Genomic DNA, 19,949 nt, shown 5'->3' with positions numbered 1-19,949 from the left:
ATGTTACCGGCGCGTGCCGGGTCGCCGTGTTCGCTGTCTAACAAAAAGGCGCCACGCGGGCGCCTTGGGAACGGCGCCGCGCAGGCGCCGTCGGGGATACGGCAGGCTTACTGCTTGAGCGTGCGCTCGAACAGCTGGTAGATGCGGCGGTACTGGTCGTACCAGGCTTCCGGCTGCACGTAGGCGTGGCGTTCCAGCGGATAGCTGGCCAGCTCCCAGTTGTCCTTCTTCAGTTCGATCAGGCGCTGCGCCATGCGCACCGAGTCCTGGTAGAACACGTTGTCGTCGACCATGCCGTGGGCGATCAGGAGGTTACCCTGCAGCTTGTCGGCGTATTCGATCGGCGACGAGATGCGGTAGGCCTCGGGATCGATGTCCGGGGTGTTCAGGATGTTGGCGGTGTAGCCGTGGTTGTAGGTCACCCAGTCGGTCACCGGACGCAGGGCCGCGCCCGACTTGAAGGTCTCCGGTGCGCGCATCAGGGCCATGAAGGTCATGAAGCCGCCGTAGCTGCCGCCGTAGACGCCCACGTTCTTCGCGTCGGCCTGGTGGTTCGCCACCATGTAGTTCACGCCGTCGATGTAGTCGACCAGTTCCGGGTGGCCCATCTGGCGGTAGATCGCGGTGCGCCATGCGCTGCCGTAGCCCTTGGAGGCGCGGTAGTCCATGTCGAGTACCACATAGCCCTTCTGCACCAGCAGGTTGTGGAACATCTGCTCGCGGAAGTAGTTCGGATAGCGCTTGCTGACGTTCTGCAGGTAGCCGGCGCCGTGCACGAACATCACGACCGGATACTTCTTGCCCGGCTCGAGCTGGGCCGGGCGGTACAGCTTGGCCCAGACCGGATCGCCGCCGGCGCTCGACGGCACCGCCACGTACTGCGGCTCGACCCACTGGCGCGCCTTGTACTCGGCGGTGCGGGTGTCGGTCAGCTTGACGGCCGCGCCGCCGCTGACCGGCACCGTGGCGATCTGCACCGGGGTATAGCTGGCGGACCAATGGACCAGCAGCTTCTTCTCGTCCGGCGACAGGGTGAAGCGCTCGACGCCGTCCAGGCTGGTCACTTCGCGGACCTCGCCGCCCTTGGCGTTCACGGCGCAGACTTCGTAGTCGCCCGGCGTGGCGCGGTTGCACATCATGTAGGCCACGCTGCCGTCATGCGACCAGCGCACATCCGAGGCTTCCCATTTGCCCGAGGTGAGGGCGCGCTGGGCGCCGCCTTCAGCCGGCTGGGTGTACAGGTGCGAGTAGCCGCTTTCTTCCGACAGGTACCAGAGGGTACGGTTATCCGGCAGCCAGCCGAATTCGCTGTTGTCGACGTTGACCCAGGCCTTGTCGCTCACGCGGTGGAGCGGCTTCAGCTTGGCGCCCTGCAGGTCGACGGTGGCGATCCAGCGGTCCTTGTTGTCCACCGCGCGCAGCATGACGGCAACGTTGGCGCCGTTGGCGCTCCATTCGATGGCGTCGCCGCCGCCGAATCCGAACACGCGCACCGCGCGGTTGCCCTTCAGCGGGTCCTTCTTGGCGGCGGCGCGCAGGTCGGCCATCGGGTCGACGTTGACGCCGGGGAGGACGTCGAAGGACAGGTCCTGCACCTTGTTGGTGCGCAGGTCGACCAGCTTCAGTGCATGCGGCGCCGGCATGTTGCGGCCGACGCGGGTGCGCTGGTCGTCGAATTCTTCGTAGCCCGATTCGGTCACGTAGCGCGGCAGCTTGCCGACGCGGCCCTTCTCGCTGCCCTTCGGTGCGGTGACGACGATCAGCCAGCGGCCGTCGGGCGAAAGCACGCTGCCTTCGATCGCGACCTTGTCGCCCAGGTAGATCGGCGCCGGGGGCAGGGTGGGATCGACGCGGCGCTGTTCGTTCATGCGCTCGCGCAGCGCGTCGCGCTCGTCCTTCTGGCGCTTGAGCGTGGCGATCAGGCGCAGCTGCTGGTCGCGCAGCGGGTCGTCTTCGTTCACGGCCGGATCCTTGGCGGCGCGCGGCAGCGCGACCGGGCCGACCACGCGGCTGGCGCGTTCCCAGCTGTACCAGTCGGTGCCGATGCGGTACTGGACGCTGCGCTCGTCGCTCGCATACTGGGGCGACTCGACCCTGCTGGCGCCGCGCGTGATCTGCACCAGCGCGCCGCTTCTCAGGTCGCGCTCGAACAGATCGCCGTTCCGCAGCATCAGGGCGCGGGTCTGGCCCGGGTTGTAGACCACCTCGTCGCCGTCGATCTTTGCGGCCTCGAGGTCGCTCACGAGCTTCGGCTTGGCGCCCTGCGCGACCTGCCAGGTGTCGCGGATCGGCGAACCGGTGCGCTTCTGCTTGTAGAACACCTGCTTGCTGTCCCAGCTGAACCACGCGGTTTCCACCGGGGTGCCGATCCAGTCGGGGTGGGACATGGCCTGGTCGAGGGTGATGGGCGTGGAGGCCGCCGCCGGCAGCGCAACAAATGCAAGTTGTGCCGCGAAGATCGTGAGTGCTGGTATGCGCATCGTGTTCTCAGTGCTGAGTGAAAGGGAATTAGCTTTCTTGCCAGAAAATGCGATTTGCATTCTAGCTCAGCATTTCACGCTGCGGGGCATGTGGAGAACGAGCCTGCTAAAAAAGAAAGCGCCGGCGTACGTACATACGTACAGCCGGCGCCATCGGATCAATACAGCTGTTGCGTCGCAGCGCGTTACGCAGCCTCGCGCGGTTCCCGCGAAGGACGCAGGAACAGGGCCAGGCGAAGCACCAGGCCGGCGAGGGCGCAGACGATGAGAACGGTTTCGAGTGCGGTCATGCTCAGCCTCGGACGACCGGTGCCCAGCCGCCGTGTGCGGCGTAGAGTTCGATCGAGAAGCTGCGCACTGCGGCGACAGCGTTGGCAAAGAAGCGGCGGGTGGTGGCCATGGTGGAATCTCCTGTAAGCACTGCGATGTTGCGTTGCAGTATAAGGAGGTCTCAGCCATAAATAAACTTTAGATTCGTGATCCCAGCGATGCGTTGCATGAATAATTGTCGAAGGAACCCGACGGCTGATATTTACGGCGCGAATGTCTCATTGTTGCCACTGTGAATGATTGAGCGGGTGGTTCGCTTCTTGCATACCATCCCGGCATGACATCCCCAGGCTGTGAATCACCCCATCTGCGCATCGTCGTCGTCAATCCCGCCGCCCCAGGTGCGGAACGCGACGCGGCGCTGGCCGAACAGGCGCGCCGTAGCGCCGCGCTGCGCATCGGGCTGCTCGAATCCGGCTACGACCTGGTCGCCTCGCTGCCCGCCGACGTGTTCCTGCCCGAGCGCATCGCCCAGCTGCAGCCGGACATGATCATCGTCGACAGCGAGTCCGACGCGCGCGACGTCCTCGAACATATCGTGATCGCCACCCGCGACGCGCGCCGGCCGATCGTGCTGTTCACCGAAGACGACGCGCCGGCCAGCATGGACGCCGCGCTGGAAGCGGGCGTCTCGGCCTACATCGTGGCCGGGTTGCAGGCCGAACGCGTCAAGTCGGTGCTGGACGTGGCGCTGGCGCGCTTCCGGCGCGAACAGCGGCTGCTCGACGAGCTGCAGGGTACGCGCCAGAAGCTGGCCGAGCGCAAGCTGGTCGACCGCGCCAAGGGGCTCCTGATGACGCGCTACCGGCTCACCGAAGACCAGGCCTACCAGCGCCTGCGCAGCATGGCCATGAACAAGAACATGAAGCTGGCGGAGATCGCGCAGCGGCTGATCGATGTGGAAGACCTGCTCGGCTAAGGGCCGGGCTGAATCGAACAGGAAGACTATGGCAGGCATTGCGACACCCGGCGCCTGGATCGCCGGCTCCGACAAACCGGAAATGACGAGCGTGCGGATCGGCTTCATGCCGCTGGCCGATTGCGCGCCGCTGGTGATGGCGTCGGTGCTCGGCTTCGACGAGAAGTACGGCATCAAATTCGAACTCAGCCGCGAGCTGTCCTGGACCGGCATGCGCGACCGCCTGGTGGGCGGCGACATCGACGCCGCGCACGTCCTGTATGGCCTGCTGTACGGCCTGCAGATGGGGATCGGCACGCGCGCGCGCCAGATGGCCGTCCTGATGAACCTGAACCAGAACGGCCAGGGCATCACGCTGTCGCGCGCCCTGGCCGCACGGGCGCCGAACGGGGCCGCGCTGGCGCGGCTGCTGCGCGCGGAGCAGCTGCGGCCGACCTTCGGGCATACCTTCCCGACCGGGAACCATGCGATGTTCCTGTACTACTGGCTGGCCGCGGCCGGCATCGATCCCTTCGAGGACTGCAAGGTGGTGACGGTGCCGCCGGGGCAGATGGCGGCCAGCCTGGAAGCCGGCCACATGGACGGTTTCTGTGCGGGCGAACCCTGGGGCCAGCGCGCCGTGCGCGAAGGTGTGGGCGCCTTGGCCGTGTCGAGCGAGGAGATCTGGCCGGACCATCCGGGCAAGGTGCTGGGCACCAGCGCCGAATTCGCAGCGGCCAATCCGCACACCTGCCGCGCGATGATCGCGGCCCTGCTCGAAGCGGCGCGCTGGCTGGATGCCTCGCGCACCAACCGCGAAGCGGCGGCCGAAGTGCTGGCCAGTCCCGGCTACGTCAGTGCGGGAAAGGATGTGCTGCAGTACTGCCTGGCGGGCCGCCCGAACGGCGACGCGGCCTGGCGCGGCCACAACGGCCTGCGCTTCTTCGCCGACGGGGAGGCCAGCTTCCCCTGGCTGTCGGACGGCATGTGGTTCCTGACCCAGCAGCGCCGCTGGGGCCTGTTGCGCAGCAATCCAGCCTACGCATCGATTGCGCGCGAGGTGAACCGGATCGACCTGTATGCGGACGGCGCTGCGCTTGCCGGCGTGGCCGTCCCGAAGGACGTCATGCGCAGCTCGACCCTGATCGATGGCCGCGTGTGGGACGGCAGCGACCCGGTCGCCTATGCCGCTTCATCTGCAACCGTGGCCTGAAGCGGTGCGCTGCTGCGCATCATTTGCGGGCATGTTGCACCGCAATGTAGCGGAGCGTGGTGAGCGAGTCCGGAGCTTCCCTCTGGAGGCAATGTGGCACAGCTCTTGCTCATACTGGAGTACAGGATCAATGGCGATCCTCTTCATTTCTTCGCCGGTCTAACGAGGGACCGGCAACCAAGGACAACGGCGTCCGCAGCTGCCTGCTATCGAAGCAGGAGCGCGGACGCCGTTTTGTTTTCTAAAGGAAGAAACATGGCCAATACATTGGGCACCAAGGCAGACAGCATCAAGCTCTTCTCGTTCGACACGGCGCCGATGCGCGCCTTCCACCTGACCTGGGTGGCCTTTTTCATCTGCTTCTTCGCCTGGTTCGCCTGCGCGCCGCTCATGCCGGTGATCAAAGGCGAGTTCGGGCTGTCGATGGAGCAGGTTGCCAACATCAATATCGCCGCCGTCGCCATCACGATCTTCGTGCGCCTGTTGGTGGGCCCGCTGTGCGACCGCTTTGGCCCGCGCAAGACCTATACCGGCCTGCTCCTGCTGGGCGCGATTCCCGTGCTCGGCGTCGCCCTGTCGCAGAGCTACGAAAGCTTCCTGCTGTTCCGCCTCGGGATCGGGGCGGTGGGCGCCAGCTTCGTCATCACCCAGTACCACACCTCGGTGATGTTCGGACCGAAGGTGGTCGGCACCGCCAACGCCGCGGCCGCGGGCTGGGGCAACAGTGGGGGCGGCGCGGCGCAGGCGCTGATGCCGCTGCTGCTCACCGCAGTCACCATGCTGAGCGTCGCGCAGGGCCTTGGCTGGCGCGTGGCGCTGGTAGTGCCGGGCCTGATGATGATCGTGATGGCCTTCTTCTACTGGCGCTATACCCAGGACTGCCCGGCCGGTAACTATGACGAACTGCGCGCGCAGGGCATCCATCCGCAGGGCGGCAAGGGCGGCTGGGCGAGCTTCAAGGAAGCCTGCCGCAACCACCGCGCCTGGCTCTTGTTCGTCACCTACGGCGCTTGCTTCGGCATCGAAATCTTCATCCACAACATCGCCGCCGTCTACTACGTGGACCACTTCGGCCTGTCCCTGGGCAGCGCCGGGCTGGCGGCCGGCAGCTTCGGCCTGCTGGCGCTGTTCGCCCGCGCCCTCGGCGGCTGGCTGTCGGACCGCAGCGCGCGCAGCGGAAGCCTGAACAGCCGCGTGACCGTGCTGTTCGTGCTGATGATCGGCGAGGGCCTGGGCCTGCTGTGGTTCGCACAGGCCGATGGCGTCGTCTATGCGGTGATCGCGATGCTGTGCTTCGGCTTGTTCACCCACATGGCCTGCGGCGCCACCTATGCGCTGGTGCCCTTCGTGGCCCCGAAGGCGCTGGGCGGCGTGGCCGGCATCGTCGGCGCGGGCGGCAACGTCGGCGCGGTGCTGGCCGGCTTCCTGATGAAGGGCACCGGCGACATCGCCCAGACCTTGACCATTTTGAGCGCGCTGGTGCTGGCCTCGAGCCTGTGCGCCATCGCCGCCCGTTTCACCGTGAGCGCGGCCGAGGCAGCGCCGCTCGCGACCGCAGCATAAGGAGTAGCAGCATGCATATCGTCGTCGTCGGCCACGGCATGGTGGGCCACAAATTCGTCGAAACCCTCGTTGCCAGCGGCGACCCTGGCCTGCGGGTGACGATCCTCGGCGAGGAGCCGCGTCCGGCCTACGATCGGGTCCACCTGTCCGAATTCTTCGCCGGGAAAAGCGCGCAAGACCTGTCGCTGGTGGCGCCCGGCTTCTTCGAGAACGAGCAGCTGTGCCTGCGCCTCGGCGCCCGCGTGAGCGGCATCGACCGCGCCGCGCGCCAGGTGCTGCTGGCGGATGGGGAGCTGGTGGCCTATGACAAGCTGGTGCTGGCAACCGGTTCCTATCCTTTCGTGCCGCCCGTGCCGGGCGCGGACCGCAAGGACTGCTTCGTGTACCGCACCATCGAGGACCTCGAGGCCATGCAGGAGGCGGGAGCACGTTCGCGCACCGGTGTGGTGGTGGGCGGCGGCCTGCTCGGCCTGGAATGCGCCAAGGCCCTGCGCGACCTCGGCCTGCAGACCCACGTGGTCGAGTTCGCGCCGCGCCTGATGGCGGTGCAGGTCGACGAGCCGGGTGCGCGCGTCCTGCGCAACAAGATCGAAGAGCTGGGCGTGCAGGTGCACACGCAGAAGAACACGCTGGCGATCATCGATGGCGTGGAAGGCAGGCACCGCATGCAGTTCGCCGACGGCAGCCACCTGGAGGCCGACATGATCGTGTTCTCGGCCGGCATCCGCCCGCGCGACGAGCTGGCCCGCGCGAGCGGACTGGCGCTGGGCCAGCGCGGCGGTATCGTCATCGACGAGCGCTGCCTCACGTCCGACCCGCACATCTACGCCATCGGCGAATGCGCACTTTGGAATGGCCAGCTGTTCGGCCTGGTGGCGCCGGGCTACGACATGGCGCGCACCGCGGCCAGGCATATCCTCGGCGCGGACGGCGCTTTCGCCGGCGCCGACATGAGCACCAAACTCAAGCTGATGGGCGTGGACGTGGCCAGCATCGGCGATGCGCATGGTGCAACCGAGGGCTGCCGCAGCTACCAGTTCCTCGACGAGCGCAAGCAGGAATACCGCAAGATCGTCACTTCCAGTTGCGGCAAGTACCTGCTGGGCGCGGTGCTGGTGGGCGACGCCGCGGCCTATGGCGAACTGCTGCAGATGATGCTGAACCGCCTGGAGCTGCCCGCGGCGCCGGAAAGCCTGATCCTGCCGCAGCTGGAAGGGGCGGCGCGTCCCGCGCTGGGCGTGGCGGCGCTGCCGGCGGGCGCGCAGATCTGTTCCTGCAACGACGTCTCGAAAGGCGCGCTGTGCGAGGCGGTGGCCGGCGGCGCTTCGTCCGTCGGCGTATTGAAGAGCTGTACGAAAGCCGGCACCGCCTGCGGCGGCTGCGTGCCGCTGATGACGCAGGTGATGAACGCCGAGCTGGCGCGCCTGGGCGTGGCGGTGAACGACCACCTGTGCGAGCACTTCGCCTGTTCGCGCCAGGAGCTCTATCACATCGTGCGGGTGGAGGGCATTCGCAGCTTCGGGGAACTGCTGGCCAAGCATGGCAAGGGCCTGGGCTGCGACATCTGCAAGCCGGTGGCGGCGAACATTCTCGCGTCCGCCTGGAACGACTTCGTGCTCAAGCCGGAGCACGCCAGCCTGCAGGACTCGAACGACTACTTCCTGGGGAATATCCAGAAGGACGGCACCTATTCGGTGGTGCCGCGCATGCCGGGCGGCGAGGTGACGGCGGACGGCCTGATCGCGGTGGGACAGGTGGCAAAGAAGTATGGCCTGTACACCAAGATCACCGGCGGCCAGCGCGTGGACCTGTTCGGCGCGCGCCTGGAACAGCTGCCGAACATCTGGGAAGAGCTGATCGCGGCTGGCTTCGAATCGGGCCACGCCTACGGCAAGTCGCTGCGCACGGTGAAGTCCTGTGTCGGCTCGACCTGGTGCCGCTATGGCGTCGGCGACAGCCTGGCCTTCGCGATTTCGCTGGAGAACCGCTACAAGGGCCTGCGCGCGCCGCACAAGATCAAGTTCGGCGTGTCCGGCTGCACCCGCGAGTGCGCCGAGGCGCAGGGCAAGGACGTGGGCCTGATCGCCACCGAGAAGGGCTGGAACCTGTACGTGTGCGGCAACGGCGGCATGAAGCCGCGCCATGCGGAACTGATCGCATCCGGCATCGACGATGAAACCGTCGTGAAGCTGGTCGACCGCTTCCTGATGTTCTATGTGCGCACCGCCGGCCGCCTGCAGCGCACCAGCGTCTGGCGCGACAACCTGGAAGGCGGGCTGGAATACCTGAAGCAGGTGGTGGTCGAGGACAAGCTGGGCATCGGGCAGGAGCTGGAAGCGCAGATGCAGCACGTGGTCGACACCTATGCCTGCGAATGGAAGGAAGCCGTCACCAATCCCGAGGTGCGGCGCCGCTTCCGTCACTTCGTCAACAGCGAGGCCGTCGACAGCAATGTCGTGTTCGTGCCGGAGCGCGGCCAGATCCGCCCGGCCAATCCGGAGGAGCGGCGCGGTCGCGTCATCCCCATCGCCGCCAGCGCGGCTTAACGGAAGGAGCTAGCCATGCACCGAGACCTGCAACTGCAAAACTGGACCGCCGTCTGCGCCCTCGACGAGATCGTGCCGGACACCGGCGTCTGCGCCTTGCTGAACGGCCGCCAGGTGGCCGTGTTCCGCATCGGCGGCGAGGAAGCACGCGTATTCGCCATCGATAACTTCGACCCCAATGCGCAGGCCGCCGTGCTGTCGCGTGGCCTGGTCGGCAGCATCGGCGAGCGCATCGTCGTCGCTTCGCCCATCTACAAGCAGCATTTCGACCTTCACAGCGGCGAGTGCCTGGAAGCGCCCGAGCATTCGGTGGCCAGCTACCCGGCCCGCCTGGAAGGAGGCAAGGTATGGATCGCACCGTAAAACCCCGGCTGGTCGTGGTCGGCAACGGCATGGCGGGCATGCGCACCGTCGAAGAGCTGCTCAAGCTCGATGCGGGCATGTACGACATCACCGTGTTCGGCGCCGAACCGCGGGTGAACTACAACCGCATCCTGCTCTCGCCGGTGCTGGCGGGCGACAAGGAAGCGGACGAGATCGTGCTGCACACGCGTGAGTGGTATGTGGAAAACAACATTGCGCTTCACGCGGGCGACCCGGTGGTGGCCATCGACCGCCAGCGCCGCATCGTGCGAGCGCGCTCGGGCCTGGAAGTGGCCTACGACCGGCTGCTGCTGGCGACCGGCTCCAGCCCTTTCATCGTACCGGTGCCCGGCGCCCAGCTGGACGGCGTGGTGGGCTTTCGCGACCTGGACGACGTCGACCGCATGCTGGCCGCGGCCAGGCGCGGCGGCAGCGCGGTGGTGATCGGCGGCGGCCTGCTCGGCCTGGAAGCGGCGAATGGCCTGCTGCGCCGTGGCATGGCGGTGACGGTCGTGCACCTGACCGACAGCCTGATGAACCAGCAGCTCGACCCGCAGGCGGCGCTGCTCCTGAAAGCGGCGCTGGAGCGGCGCGGCCTGCGCATCCTGCTGGGCGCCCAGACCGAAGCAATCCTGGGCGCGAGCAGGGTCGAGGCGGTGCGCTTCGTCGACGGTACGGAGGCCGAGGCTGATCTGGTGGTCATGGCTGCCGGCGTGCGTCCCAACGTCGCGCTGGCGCGTGAAGCCGGCCTGCACGTCGAGCGCGCCATCGTGGTCGACGACACCCTGCAGAGCTACGACCCGCGCGTGTACGCGGTGGGCGAGTGCGTCCAGCACCGCAAGGCGACCTTCGGGCTGGTGGCGCCGATCTGGGACCAGGCGCGCGTCTGCGCGGCCCACCTGGCCGGGCTCGGGCACCGCCGCTACGTGCAGCAGGCCACCGCCACCAAGCTCAAGGTGACGGGGATCGACCTGTACTCGGCCGGCGACATCGTGGGCGTGGAAGGCAGCGAAGACCTGGTGCTGCGCGACCGCCGCGCCGGCGTCTACAAGCGCCTGGTGCTGGCGGGCAGCCGCGTGACCGGCGCGGTGCTGTACGGCGACGTGGCGGACGGCCCCTGGTACTTCGACCTGATCCAGCGCGGCACCGACGTGTCCAGCTTCCGCGACCGCCTGCTGTTCGGTCCGGCCCTGTGCGAGGCCGCATGATGGGAGCACCGATCGTCGCCACCGTGCGCACCACCTGTCCCTACTGCGGCGTCGGCTGCGGCATCCGCGCGACGCCGACCGCGGACGGCGCCCTGATCGAGGGCGATCCAGAGCACGTGGCAAGCCGCGGGCGCCTGTGCGTCAAGGGTTCCGCGCTGGGCGAGACCCTGGGCCTGGAGGGGCGCCTGCTGTCAGCCGGTATCCGCGAGAACGGCCAGCTGCGCAGCACGACTTGGGAGGAGGCGCTCGACAAGGTCGCCTCCGGCTTTGCATCGATCATCGCCGAGCACGGCCCGGATGCGGTGGCGATGTACGTCTCCGGCCAGCTGCTCACCGAGGACTACTACGTCGCCAACAAATTCATGAAGGGCTACGTCGGCAGCGCCAACATCGACACCAATTCGCGCCTGTGCATGTCCTCCGCCGTGGCCGGCCACAAGCGCGCCTTCGGCGAAGACCTGGTACCGGGCTGCTACGAGGATTTCGAAGAGGCCGACCTGGTCGTGCTGGTGGGCGCCAATATGGCCTGGTGCCATCCGACCCTGTTCCAGCGCATCGCCAAGGCCAAGGAAGCGCGCCCCGCGATGCGCATCGTCGCCATCGACCCGCGCCGCACCGCCACCTGCGAGCTGGCCGACCTGCACCTGCCGCTCAAGGCCGGCACCGACGTCTGGCTGTTCAACGGCCTGCTCAGCTACCTGGCGCGCACCGGCGCCGCGGACGACGAATTCGTCGCGGCGCACACGAACAGCCTGGAGGCGGCGCTGCTGGAAGCGGACCGCTGCGACAGTATCGAATTCGTGGCGCGCACCTGCGGCGTCGATCCGCTCCAGCTGGTCGAGTTCTACGAGATGTTCGCCGCGACGACCAAAGTCGTCACCGCCTTCTCGCAGGGCGTCAACCAGTCGTCGAGCGGTACCGACAAGGTCAACAGCATCATCAACTGCCACCTGCTCACGGGCCGCATCGGCAAGCCGGGCATGGGGCCGTTCTCGCTGACCGGCCAGCCGAACGCGATGGGCGGTCGCGAAGTGGGCGGCCTCGCCAATATGCTGGCCAGCCACCTCGAGCTCGAGCAGCCGCTGCACCGCGAGGCCGTGCGCGGCTTCTGGGATGCGCCGCGCATCGCGGACAAGCCGGGCCTGAAAGCGGTCGATTTGTTCCGCGCCATCGAGGAGGGCAAGGTCAAGGCAGTGTGGATCATGGCGACCAACCCGGTGGTGAGCCTGCCGGACGCCGACCAGGTCAAGCGCGCGCTGCAGCGCTGCGAGCTGGTCGTGGTGTCGGACATGAGCGGCGATACCGACACCGCCACGCTGGGACACGTGCTGCTGCCTGCGCTGGGCTGGGGCGAGAAGGACGGCACCGTCACCAATTCCGAACGCTGTATTTCGCGCCAGCGCGGCTTCCTGCCGGCGCCGGGCGAAGCAAGGAGCGACTGGCAGGCGATCTGCCAGGTGGCGCAGCGCATGGGCTTTCAAGGATTCGACTACGCCGGCGTGCACCAGATCTTCGACGAGCACGCGCGCCTGTCCGGCTGGCGCAACGAAGCGGGCGCGCTGCCACGGGCCTTCCGGATCGACGGCCTGGCCGGCATGGACCGCCCGGCCTACGATGCCCTGGCGCCGCTGCAATGGCCCGTAGCTCCGGCAGGCGCAGGCACGCCACGCCTGTTCGCCGACGGCCGCTTCGCCCATGCCGACGGCAAGGCGCGCTTCATCCCGACCGCGCCGCGTGCGCCCATCCACGCACCAAGCAGCGAGTTCCCGCTGGCGCTGAACACCGGCCGCCTGCGCGACCAGTGGCACACCATGACGCGCACCGGCAAGTCGCCGCGCCTGGCCGGCCACGCGCCGGAACCTTTTGTCGACCTGCATCCGCACGACGCCTTGCTGAGCGGCGTGCGCGAGGGCGAACTGGCGCGCGTCAGCAGCCGCTGGGGCGCGATCGTGGCGCGCGTCGCGCACAGCGGCGGCATCGCGCGCGGTGCGGCGTTTGTCCCGATCCACTGGAACGGCCAGACCGCGTCCGACGCGAGGGTCGGCGCGGTGGTCAATCCGGTGGTGGACCCGGTATCGGGCGAGCCCGAGTTCAAGCACACGCCGGTGCGGGTCGAACCCTTTGGGGTGGCCTGGCACGGCTTCATCCTGAGCCGGGAAGAACTGGACCTGGAACGCATCGCCAACTGGACCCGCGTGCGTGGCGCCGGCTTCCTGCGCTATGAACTGGGCGGCCGCGATGCGCTGTCGCCCGAGCGCGCGCGCGAGTTGCTCGGCGCCGCGGAGGACGCCGACTGGATCGAGGTCGAAGATCGCGCGGAAGGGATGCTGCGCTGCGCGCTGCTGGTGGACGGGCGCCTGCAGGCCTGCCTGTTCCTGTCGCGCCGCCCGGACCTGCCGGCGCGCACCTGGCTGGGCGGCCTGTTCGCACAGGACGAACTGTCGTCACGGGATCGCGCCACCTTGCTGGCCGGCCGCGCACCATTGCTGGGCGCGGACCCCGGCCCGATCGTGTGCTCCTGCTTCGGCGTCGGCCGCAACACGATCTGCAAGGCGATCGCGGATCACGGCCTGCGGGACGCCGCCGGCGTCACCGCCTGCGTGCGCGCCGGCGGCAACTGCGGCTCCTGCCTGCCCGAGATCCGCCAGATGCTTGCGGCGCGCTAGCGCAGGGTGCGCGCGAAGAAGGCTTCGGTGCGGCTTGCTGCCAGCTTGGCGTCCGCATCGTCGTAGTGATTGCCGCCCGGGCGCGCAAAAGCGTGGTTGCGCCCGGCGTAGCTGTGCAGCTCGATATTGTCCTTGCCGGCGAAGGCCGCGCGGATCTTCGCTTGCGCGTCCTTGCCGATGAACTCGTCCTCTTCGGCCAGGTGGTAGAGCAGGGGGGCGCGGATGTTCGCCACCTCGTCCAGGTGCTGGTCGGTGCCGCCGCCGTAATAGGCGGCGAAGGCGTCTGCATCGGTGCGGGCGGCGCTCAGGAAGGTCATCAAGCCGCCCAGGCAATAGCCGGTGACGCCGACCTTGCCGTTGGCATCCTGCAGCGTACGCGCCTGTTTGATCGTGAGCGCAATGTCCTCGACGCCCTTATTCACGTCATAGGCCTTGTAGAGCGCGAAGGCCTTTTCCCAGTCTCCCTCTTTGGCCTCGGACAGGAACACGCCCGGCTCGATGCGCCAGAACAGGTCGGGGCAGACGGCGATATAGCCCTTGGCGGCCCAGTCGTCGGCGATGCTGCGGATGCCGGCGTTCACGCCGAAGATTTCCTGCAGAACGATGACGACCGGATGCGGCCCCGGCGTGGCGGGGCGCGCGACGTGGCAGACGAAGCTGCCGTCAGTGGTTTGCACCTGGATCTGTGCGGTCATGGCAACCTTTCGATAAGTATGGAAGGGTCAGGCCTGGCAAGCCTGGGTCGCTCATCATATCGGGACTGCACGGATCGCGTGGCACGCTACTTCGTCTCGAACTTCCAGCGCATGTCGACCTCAAAAGTCTGTTCGCCCTGCTGTCCCATGAGGGTGGTCGGCACGCGCAATGTGGTCTTTCGGCTGCCGCTGCGCTGCACCTTGCCGCGCAGCTGGTCGAACACCCAGGCCATCGCGTCTTTCTGCAGCGCGATGCCGTCCGATGGAGAACTGGTGCGGCGGTCGCGCCCTTGCAGGCGCGTGACCTGGCCCATCGGCGAGGGGAACTGGGTGAGCACCCACAGGCTGTCCGTTTTGGTATCGAGCGTCACCATGCTCATGCATAGGAAGGGGACCTCGCGTGCGCCACCCTTGTAGTCGGCGCTCTTCTGTTCGGTGTAGGGAACCGGGCCCTGCACGTCGTCGATGCTGCCGTCCACGCTGTCGTCGATGCGCGCCGTGTACTCCATGTTGCAGCGTTCCAGCTCCATGCCGCTGAAGTTCAGGTAGCGGCCTTCCTGCGGCTGGGGCATGGCCGGGGCGCCGGTCCAGGCGGCAGTCATGCGGCTGGCCTTTTCGCCGACGCGCTGCAGGCAGGCGACGTTGCTGCCGCAGGCCGCCGCTTCCTTCTGCATCTGCGCAGCCATGCGCTGCGCGTCGGCTTCCGACGGCATGCGCGCCTGTGCCGGGGCGCTCACCTGCTGAATGGCCTGCTGGGTGCCGGCTTCATCCAGGCGGTTGATGGCTTCCAGGCCCGCGACCGGGTGTACGGTGAAGGCCAGGTGAACGGTCTCGGCGGTCTTGAACGTCGCCTTGCCCTTGTTGCCGCGGGTGAGGCCGGTACCGTCGATCTTGACATCGAGTGTCAGGCGGCCGGATTGGGGCAGGGTGGCGGCGCCGGCGTTGGCGAACGCGAGCAGTGCGAGCAGGGGCAAGTATTTCATGGCAGGCAAGCGAGAATGGGAAAGCCGAGAGACTAAGCATTTACCGCGCGCCTGTGGCCCACCATGGATGGGGGAAGCGGCAGAACAATCGAACAGACGAAAAAAAAACAGCGAGCCGCAGCTCGCTGTTTTTTGAATTCTTGGTCGGGGTGAGAGGATTCGAACCTCCGGCCTCTACGTCCCGAACGTAGCGCTCTACCGGGCTAAGCTACACCCCGACGGTTTGAGATGACGTTTCCGAAATCTCGGGAAGGCATTACTATAGTTGTCTCAATGGTTCCTGTCAACAGCGAAACTGCAGAGCTGGAGCAGGCTCGACTTGTACTCGCTATCAGGCAAATCGGCGATCGCTTCGGCTGCGCGCTCGGCAGCCTGTTCCGCCTGCTGGCGGGTGTAGGCGAGGGCGCCGCTCGAGCTGACGGCCGCCAGCACCGCTTCGAACTGGGCTTCGTCGCCATGCTCGATGCAGCTGCGCACCAGCTCGCGCTGTTCCGAGGTGCCATGTTCCATCAGCCAGATCAGCGGGAGGGTCGGTTTGCCTTCGCGCAGGTCGTCGCCCAGGTTCTTGCCGATCTCGGCGGCGTCGCCGGCATAGTCCAGCACATCGTCGATCAGCTGGAAGGCCGTGCCCAGCGAGCGGCCGTATTCGCCGGCCGCCGCGATCTGCGCATCGTTCGCGCCACCGACCAGGGCGCCCAGTTCTGCCGCCGCTTCGAACAGCTTGGCGGTCTTCGAGCGGATCACGGTGAGGTAGCTCTCGTGCGTCACGTCCGGATCGTGCATGTTCAGCAGCTGCAGCACTTCGCCTTCGGCGATGACGGTGGTGGCGCGCGACAGGATGCTCATCACGCGCATGTTGTCGAGGCTGGTCATCATCTCGAACGAGCGCGAATACAGGTAGTCGCCCACCAGCACCGAGGCGGCATTGCCGAACAGGGCGTTGGCGGTCTGGCGTCCACGGCGCATCGAGGATTCGTCGACCACGTCGTCATGCAGCAGGGTGGCGGTGTGGATGAATTCGACCACCGCCGCCAGTTCGTGGTGGTCGCTGCCCTTGTATCCGTAGGCGTTCGCCAGCAGCAGCACCAGCACCGGCCGGATCCGCTTGCCGCCCGCGCTGATGATGTATTCGGCGATCTGGTTGACCAGGCTTACTTCCGATTGCAGTCGCTGTCGGATCACCGCATTCACGGCCTCCATGTCGGTGGCGATCGATTGGGCGATAGTGTTCTGGGCGTGTTGGGTAGCGGCTGACAAGGCGAACCTGCAATAAACAGTGAGTATTGTGTTAAGGCGCGATTATACGTCATGCAAGGGATAGGCGTCCCACTGATGGCTTATCGGTGACGCAGGTGGTCCAGCCACATGTGACGGCAACGTTGGCAAAGCGCTACGCATGCAACATGCTCGGCAGGAATCGTCAAGGCCTTTTGACGCGCTGCAGCGAGTTATGTATAATCCCCTGTTCCCCGGCATCCGAACAGCTCAGCGTCTCTGACGCCGGCGGGATTCTTTTAACATTTGATGAGGTTTCAATCATGTACGCGGTCATAAAAACCGGTGGCAAGCAATACAAAGTTGTCGCTGGCGAAAAACTCAAAGTAGAACAGATACCTGCTGACATTGGTTCCGAACTCACCATCGATCAAGTTCTCGCGCTCGGCGCGGGCGATAGCATCAAGTTTGGTGCTCCGCTGGTCGAAGGTGCCTCGGTCCTGGTGAAAGTTGTTTCTCACGGTCGCCACGACAAGGTCCGCATCTTCAAGATGCGCCGTCGTAAGCACTACCAGAAGCGTCAGGGCCATCGCCAGAACTTCACCGAAATCCAGGTGGTGTCGATCAACGGCTAATCCCCGTTCGATTCACCAAGTTCATTCATCAAGGAGCAAATAAATGGCACACAAAAAAGGTGGCGGTACTACCCGCAACGGCCGTGACTCAGAAAGCAAACGCCTCGGCGTGAAAGTCTACGGCGGCCAGGCGATCAACGCCGGCGGCATCATCATCCGTCAACGCGGCACCCCGGTGCGCGCTGGCACCAACGTCGGCACCGGCAAGGACCACACCCTGTTCGCGCTGGTCGACGGTACCGTCAAGTTCGTCAAGCAAGGCGTGGGCTCGAAGCAGTTCGTGACCGTCGTTGCTAACGAAGCAGTCGCTGCTTAATTAAGCACTCGCGCCGCAGCTCTTGCGGCGCTTCTTTGCAAGGCGCAAGCCTTCCATCGAAAGGCTCTGCCCACGGTAGGGCCTTTTTAGTTTTTATCGGTCACCATCATGAAGTTTATCGACGAAGCAAGAATTGAAGTCATCGCCGGCGACGGCGGCAACGGGTGCGCCTCGTTCCGCCGCGAGAAGTTCCGCCCATTCGGCGGCCCCGACGGCGGCGACGGCGGCAAGGGCGGCTCGATCTACGTGGTGGCCGACCGTAACATCAACACCCTGGTGGACTTCCGCTATTCCAAGACCCACCACGCCCGCAACGGCGAACCGGGTCGCGGCTCGGACTGCTACGGCAAGGGCGCCGAAGACGTTTACATGCGCATGCCGGTGGGCACCCTGATCGTGGACGACGTCAGCGGCGAAATCATCGCCGACCTGACCGAGCACGGCCAGACCGAACTGCTGGCCCAGGGTGGCGAGGGCGGCTGGGGCAACATCCACTTCAAGACCTCGACCAACCGCGCGCCGCGCCAGAAGACCGAGGGCAAGGAAGGCCAGCGCCGCACCCTGCGCCTGGAGCTGAAGGTGCTGGCCGACGTGGGCCTGCTGGGCATGCCGAACGCCGGCAAGTCGACCTTCATTACCGCCGTGTCGAACGCCAAGCCGAAGATCGCCGACTACCCGTTCACCACCCTGCATCCGAACCTGGGCGTGGTACGCGTGTCGCACGAAAAGAGCTTCGTCATCGCCGACATCCCGGGCCTGATCGAAGGCGCGGCCGAAGGCGCGGGCCTCGGCCACCAGTTCCTGCGCCACCTGGCGCGTACCGGCCTGTTGCTGCACATCGTCGACCTGTCGGGCTTCGACGAGAAGGTCGATCCGGTCAAGGAAGCCAAGGCCCTGGTCAAGGAACTCGAGAAGTACGACGAAGAGCTGCTGAACAAGCCGCGCTGGCTGGTGCTGAACAAGCTCGACGTGGTCGATGAAGCCGAGCGCAAGAAGATCGTCAAGGACTTCGTCAAACGCATGGCGTGGAAAGGGCCCGTGTTCGAGATCTCGGCACTCAACCGCGAAGGCTGCCAGGACCTGGTCAACGCGATCTACCTGCACCTCGAAGAGAAACGCACGTCCGAACAGCGCGCCGAAGAGACCTCGATGACCGAGGAAGCGCGCGGCATCAATTCGATCGATCCGGACGATCCACGCTTCAAGATTCTCGAAGATTAAGTTGCTTAAAGCAGCCGTCAATCGCAGCTGGCTGCGTGGCCAGCTGCTGCAGGTGCTTGCCTCCGTCAGCTCGCTGGCGGCCCTGGCGGCCATGCTCGATCCCGACCGCATCGCGGGCGCGATGGGCATCTTTCTCGTCGGCGTGAACGGCTACAGCCAGTTCTACGCCGTCTACGTGGGCATGCGCCTCGCTACCGCGATGCTGGCGCTGCTGGCAGCTAGAAGCGGCGACCAGCCCCTTCTCGTCGACCTCACCGCATTGTTCCTCCTGGCCCAGCCGGCCGGGCGCCTGATCGCGGCATTCGCGATCGGACTGCCGAAGGGGGTATTATTAGCTGTCTGCGCGGTCGAGCTGTTGGCAGGACTTTCCCTGCTGGCCTTACGGCCGCGAGGAAAATTCCTGTCGCCATGAACTCTGTACTCCAGCAAGCTTCCCGCATCATCGTCAAGGTCGGTTCCTCGCTCGTCACCAACGAGGGCAGGGGCCTGGACCATACCGCCATCGCCCGCTGGGCCTTTCAAATCGCCGCACTGCGCGGCCTCGGCAAGGAAGTCGTGCTGGTGTCTTCCGGCGCGATCGCCGAAGGCATGCTGCGCCTCGGTTTCGCCGCGCGCCCGACCGACATCCACGAGCTGCAGGCCTGCGCCGCCGTGGGCCAGATGGGCCTGGCGCAGATCTACGAAACCAGCTTCCGTACGCACGGCATTGGTACGGCGCAGGTCCTGCTGACGCACGCCGACCTGGCCGACCGCGAACGCTACCTGAACGCGCGCTCGACCCTCACTACCCTGCTGCGCCTGGGCGTGGTCCCGATCATCAACGAGAACGACACGGTCGTCACCGACGAGATCAAGTTCGGTGACAACGACACCCTCGGCGCCCTGGTGGCCAACCTGATCGAAGCCGACGCGCTGGTGATCCTCACCGACCAGCGCGGCCTGTATTCCGCCGACCCGCGCAAGGATCCGGACGCCCAGCTGATCGGCGAAGCACAGGCGGGCGACCCGGCGCTTGAAGCGATGGCCGGCGGCGCCGGCTCCAGCATCGGGCGCGGCGGCATGCTGACCAAGGTGCTGGCGGCCCGGCGCGCCGCCCGCTCCGGCGCCCACACCATCATCGCCTGGGGCCGCGAAGAAAACGTGCTGACGCGCCTGGCTGCCGGGGAAGCCATCGGCACCCAGCTGGTCGCCCCGACCGGCCGCCTGACTGCGCGCCGCCAATGGATGATCGACCACCTGCACACCACCGGCGAAGTGGTGCTCGACCTAGGGGCCGTGCAGAAACTGACGAAGGAAGGCAAGTCGCTGCTGCCGATCGGCGTGATCGCAGTACGTGGCGAATTCGGGCGCGGGCAGGTCATCACCTGCATCGACGAGGCCGGCCGCCCGCTGGCGCGCGGACTGACCAACTACACCAGCAGCGAAGTGCGGCGCATCATGCGCCATTCCTCGGCCGAGATCGAACGCATCCTCGGCTACATGGAAGGACCGGAGCTGGTACATCGGGACAACCTGGTACTTCTGTAAAGTCTTGTTGCCGCATGCACACAAAAGCTTGGCGAACTGATCAGGCTTTGTGTCTTTTTTTTGCCCGGAAGATACAAACTCCGTAGACTG

Annotated in this window: 16 protein-coding genes and 1 tRNA gene; 12 read left to right on the top strand and 5 right to left on the bottom strand. The window is 66.3% G+C overall.

Annotation, left to right across the window (positions count from 1 at the left end):
* Window positions 1-107: 107 nt before the first annotated feature.
* Window positions 108-2,480 (bottom strand): prolyl oligopeptidase family serine peptidase, encoded by a 2,373-nt coding sequence (locus tag GV068_RS04715; protein ID WP_159696232.1) that lies wholly within the window; start codon window positions 2,478-2,480, stop codon window positions 108-110.
* A 607-nt stretch (window positions 2,481-3,087) separates the two neighbouring features.
* Here GV068_RS04715 and GV068_RS04710 point away from each other — a divergent pair.
* The 7 genes from GV068_RS04710 to GV068_RS04680 all read left to right on the top strand — a co-directional run bounded on the left by GV068_RS04710 (window position 3,088) and on the right by GV068_RS04680 (window position 13,267).
* The gene (locus GV068_RS04710; protein WP_159696231.1) at window positions 3,088-3,729 is read left to right on the top strand and encodes an ANTAR domain-containing response regulator; all 642 of its coding nucleotides are present in this window, start codon (window positions 3,088-3,090) and stop codon (window positions 3,727-3,729) included.
* 28 nt (window positions 3,730-3,757) lie between these two features.
* Complete coding sequence (locus tag GV068_RS04705) at window positions 3,758-4,921, top strand: CmpA/NrtA family ABC transporter substrate-binding protein (protein WP_159696230.1); 1,164 nt, start codon at window positions 3,758-3,760, stop codon at window positions 4,919-4,921.
* A 267-nt stretch (window positions 4,922-5,188) separates the two neighbouring features.
* A complete protein-coding gene (locus tag GV068_RS04700) occupies window positions 5,189-6,484 on the top strand; it encodes an MFS transporter (RefSeq protein WP_159704587.1) in 1,296 nt (431 codons plus the stop codon).
* Window positions 6,485-6,495: 11 nt separating this feature from the next.
* A complete protein-coding gene (nirB, locus tag GV068_RS04695) occupies window positions 6,496-9,030 on the top strand; it encodes a nitrite reductase large subunit NirB (protein ID WP_159696229.1) in 2,535 nt (844 codons plus the stop codon).
* Window positions 9,031-9,045: 15 nt separating this feature from the next.
* Window positions 9,046-9,393 (top strand): nitrite reductase small subunit NirD, encoded by a 348-nt coding sequence (gene nirD, locus GV068_RS04690; RefSeq protein ID WP_159696228.1) that lies wholly within the window; start codon window positions 9,046-9,048, stop codon window positions 9,391-9,393.
* Entirely contained in the window at window positions 9,378-10,601 is a 1,224-nt protein-coding gene (locus GV068_RS04685) for an NAD(P)/FAD-dependent oxidoreductase (RefSeq protein WP_159696227.1), read from the top strand. Before nirD ends, GV068_RS04685 begins: the two co-directional genes overlap by 16 nt.
* Window positions 10,598-13,267: a nitrate reductase gene (locus tag GV068_RS04680; RefSeq protein WP_159696226.1), complete on the top strand. Its 2,670-nt coding sequence runs from the start codon at window positions 10,598-10,600 to the stop codon at window positions 13,265-13,267. The genes GV068_RS04685 and GV068_RS04680 overlap by 4 nt, the downstream gene beginning before the upstream one ends.
* Here the strand turns inward: GV068_RS04680 and GV068_RS04675 are convergent.
* The 4 genes from GV068_RS04675 to ispB form a co-directional block, all read right to left on the bottom strand.
* Window positions 13,264-13,962: a dienelactone hydrolase family protein gene (locus GV068_RS04675; protein ID WP_159696225.1), complete on the bottom strand. Its 699-nt coding sequence runs from the start codon at window positions 13,960-13,962 to the stop codon at window positions 13,264-13,266. The two genes, GV068_RS04680 and GV068_RS04675, sit on opposite strands and share 4 nt — an antisense overlap.
* Window positions 13,963-14,048: 86 nt before the next feature.
* On the bottom strand, window positions 14,049-14,945 hold the full coding sequence (locus GV068_RS04670) for a hypothetical protein (protein WP_159696224.1): 897 nt from the start codon (window positions 14,943-14,945) through the stop codon (window positions 14,049-14,051).
* A gap of 141 nt (window positions 14,946-15,086) precedes the next feature.
* Window positions 15,087-15,163: transfer RNA gene (locus GV068_RS04665), tRNA-Pro, on the bottom strand.
* Window positions 15,164-15,215: 52 nt separating this feature from the next.
* Window positions 15,216-16,202 carry an octaprenyl diphosphate synthase gene (gene ispB / locus GV068_RS04660; protein ID WP_159696223.1) on the bottom strand — a complete coding sequence of 329 codons (987 nt, stop codon included), beginning with the start codon at window positions 16,200-16,202 and terminating at the stop codon, window positions 15,216-15,218.
* A gap of 281 nt (window positions 16,203-16,483) precedes the next feature.
* Here ispB and rplU point away from each other — a divergent pair, with 281 nt between their 5' ends.
* From rplU to proB, 5 genes are all read left to right on the top strand, one after another.
* Window positions 16,484-16,795, top strand: a complete 312-nt coding sequence (gene rplU / locus GV068_RS04655; protein WP_027865917.1) for a 50S ribosomal protein L21 — start codon at window positions 16,484-16,486, stop codon at window positions 16,793-16,795.
* 43 nt (window positions 16,796-16,838) lie between these two features.
* Complete coding sequence (rpmA, locus tag GV068_RS04650) at window positions 16,839-17,111, top strand: 50S ribosomal protein L27 (RefSeq protein WP_027865916.1); 273 nt, start codon at window positions 16,839-16,841, stop codon at window positions 17,109-17,111.
* A gap of 108 nt (window positions 17,112-17,219) precedes the next feature.
* Complete coding sequence (cgtA, locus tag GV068_RS04645) at window positions 17,220-18,332, top strand: Obg family GTPase CgtA (RefSeq protein ID WP_159696222.1); 1,113 nt, start codon at window positions 17,220-17,222, stop codon at window positions 18,330-18,332.
* A gap of 1 nt (window position 18,333) precedes the next feature.
* Window positions 18,334-18,744 (top strand): hypothetical protein, encoded by a 411-nt coding sequence (locus GV068_RS04640; protein WP_159696221.1) that lies wholly within the window; start codon window positions 18,334-18,336, stop codon window positions 18,742-18,744.
* Window positions 18,741-19,859, top strand: coding sequence for a glutamate 5-kinase (gene proB, locus GV068_RS04635; protein WP_159696220.1), 1,119 nt, complete (start codon window positions 18,741-18,743; stop codon window positions 19,857-19,859). Before GV068_RS04640 ends, proB begins: the two co-directional genes overlap by 4 nt.
* The last annotated feature ends 90 nt before the right edge of the window (window positions 19,860-19,949 follow it).

The sequence above is a fragment of the Massilia sp. 9I genome (genome assembly GCF_902506415.1).
GTDB lineage: Bacteria > Pseudomonadota > Gammaproteobacteria > Burkholderiales > Burkholderiaceae_D > Telluria.
Note: the sequence above shows the minus strand (reverse complement) of the source record. Positions and strands in the feature narration are given on the sequence as shown.